The sequence below is a fragment of the Stenotrophomonas sp. NPDC077420 genome, from assembly GCF_044543385.1.
Lineage (GTDB): Bacteria > Pseudomonadota > Gammaproteobacteria > Xanthomonadales > Xanthomonadaceae > Stenotrophomonas.
The window spans coordinates 1-2014 of record NZ_JBITVZ010000041.1 but is presented as its reverse complement, the minus strand read 5'-3'; the positions used below and the strand labels follow the sequence as shown (position 1 = coordinate 2014).

Below are 2014 nucleotides of genomic sequence, written 5' to 3'. Positions count from 1 at the left end.
GGACGTCGACGTCCCAGTCACTGCAGAGGCCGCGGTCGCCGTAGCGGAGCGTTTCAACAGGGCCCTGTCTAGCGGCGATCTGGCCACGGTCGAAGCCCTGCTCGCTGCCGACGTCCTCATCCTCGAGTCCGGGGGTGCCGAGCGCAGCCGCGAGGAATATCTGGGTCATCACGCAGTCAGCGATGCGGCATTCCTCAAGGGCGCCCATCGCCAGCTGCTCCGTCAGCGTGCACGCACCGCTGGTGAGTTCGCATGGGTCGGAACCGAAAGCGAGCTGCACGCCCAGAAAGACGGTAAGCCACTGACCGTCCAGAGCACCGAGACCATGGTGCTGAAGCAGACCACCGACGGTTGGCGGATCGCCCACATCCACTGGTCTTCGCGGACCAAGCGCTAAGCGGAGAACCAGAAATGAAAACCTGCAGATTGAACCGACTGGCGTGGGCGGCTTTTGCGGTCGCCGGCCTGGGTGCCTGCACCCAAGCGGCTACACCCGCGCAATCCACCATCGCGCCCACTGCACAGGTCGTCCCGGAAACAGCCGACGCGACTCCAGCCGCCCTGCCACGCATGACCGTCCACAAGACCCCGACCTGCGGGTGCTGCGGTAGCTGGATCGACCACGTGAAGAAGGCGGGGTTCACCGTGGATGTGCATGACATGGATGACCTGGGTCCGGTCAAGGAGCGCCTGGGTGTCCCCTATGCAAAGGGCTCCTGCCACACGGCCGAGGTCGACGGATACGTCATCGAAGGCCATGTCCCGGCCGAGGACATCAAGCGCCTCCTCGAAGAAAAGCCGGACGCACGCGGCCTGGTCCTGCCCGGAATGCCGCTCGGTTCGCCGGGCATGGAGGTCCCGGAAGGACGCCAGCAGCCGTATACGGTCGAGCTGGTCCATCACGACGGAACCACCGAACCCTTCGCACAGCATTGATCCGCAAGAGCAACAGGGGGCGGTGTTGCGGGCGCGCCGATTCTCGTCCGCGATGAAGCAGGAGATCCACATGACTCACCATTCCGAAGACCACCGGTCTCAGGCCATGAACGAGTGCATCGACAACTGCACGCAATGCCACGCGATTTGCCTTGAGACCATCAACTATTGCCTGAGCAAAGGAGGTGCCCACGCAGCCCCGGAGCACATCGCCCTGCTGGCGACGTGTGCCGATATCTGCGCCACCAGCGCCGACGCCATGTTGCGTGGCGCCAGCGCTCACTCGGTGGTTTGCAGTGCCTGCGCGGAGATCTGCCGCCAGTGCGCCGAAGCATGCGACGCCATGAACGACCCGGAGATGGCGCGCTGCGCCGAAGTTTGTCGCCGTTGCGCGGAAAGCTGCAGCGCCATGGCGGCTTGACGCGTCGAGGATCCCGCCTGAGCGGCGGGATCCTCATCTCAAATATCAAAAGCCGACCAACCGTGGTTTCGGTGACAGCCCGACACCTAACGCTTGTCGGATCCAACACAGCACGGCGCCGAACGGGGCTTTGCATCACATTCGCAATGAGGATTTATCCCTATGAAATCATCAAACGTCCTTCGCTCCTTCGCGCTCGTCCTCGCGATTGCGGCTGGGCAGTTCTCCCTGCAGATCGCGCACGCCCACGCCGCGCTGCAGCAGTCCACACCGGCGGCAAATGCGGTGGTGGCTTCGCCGGGCCAGATCGATCTCGTGTTCAACGAAACATTGATTCCGCGGGCGTCGCGTCTCAAGTTGCTCATGAAGCACGGCAGTTCCACCATGCCGATCGAGAATTTCACGACCGAGATCGTCAACAACGGTAAGACCCTGCGTGCCAAGTTGCCCCAGCCGCTGACTCCGGGCGTCTATACCGTGGAATACCGCGCCGTCGGTGGTGACAACCACCCCATGCCGGGCAGCTTCAGCTTCACGGTGCGCTGAGGAGTCGCGAATGTTCGACCTGTCGGCTTATGCACGGCGAGTCCTGGCCGACCGGGTCGGCAGGGTGCGGGGCGGGGGGCCCCGCGGCGGGGGGTCCGGGGCGCGGCGAGC

Annotated in this window: 4 protein-coding genes; all 4 read left to right on the top strand. The window is 64.3% G+C overall.

Translation table 11 applies throughout. The features are described 5' to 3' along the window. Positions 1-397, top strand: a 397-nt coding sequence (locus ACIGII_RS19500; RefSeq protein ID WP_399657657.1) for a YybH family protein, incomplete at its 5' end; no start/stop codon positions are given. A 14-nt stretch (positions 398-411) separates the two neighbouring features. Then, a complete protein-coding gene (locus ACIGII_RS19495; RefSeq protein ID WP_229301210.1) occupies positions 412-936 on the top strand; it encodes a DUF411 domain-containing protein in 525 nt (174 codons plus the stop codon). 70 nt (positions 937-1006) lie between these two features. Further along, complete coding sequence (locus ACIGII_RS19490; RefSeq protein ID WP_026070601.1) at positions 1007-1357, top strand: four-helix bundle copper-binding protein; 351 nt, start codon at positions 1007-1009, stop codon at positions 1355-1357. A gap of 162 nt (positions 1358-1519) precedes the next feature. Continuing rightward, positions 1520-1903: a copper homeostasis periplasmic binding protein CopC gene (gene copC / locus ACIGII_RS19485; RefSeq protein ID WP_017354979.1), complete on the top strand. Its 384-nt coding sequence runs from the start codon at positions 1520-1522 to the stop codon at positions 1901-1903. The last annotated feature ends 111 nt before the right edge of the window (positions 1904-2014 follow it).

Coding starts and splice junctions, on each gene's coding strand:
- copC (WP_017354979.1), top strand. CDS start 1,520: ATGAAATCATCAAACGTCCTTCGCTCCTTCGCGCTCGTCCTCGCGATT.
- ACIGII_RS19490 (WP_026070601.1), top strand. CDS start 1,007: ATGACTCACCATTCCGAAGACCACCGGTCTCAGGCCATGAACGAGTGC.
- ACIGII_RS19495 (WP_229301210.1), top strand. CDS start 412: ATGAAAACCTGCAGATTGAACCGACTGGCGTGGGCGGCTTTTGCGGTC.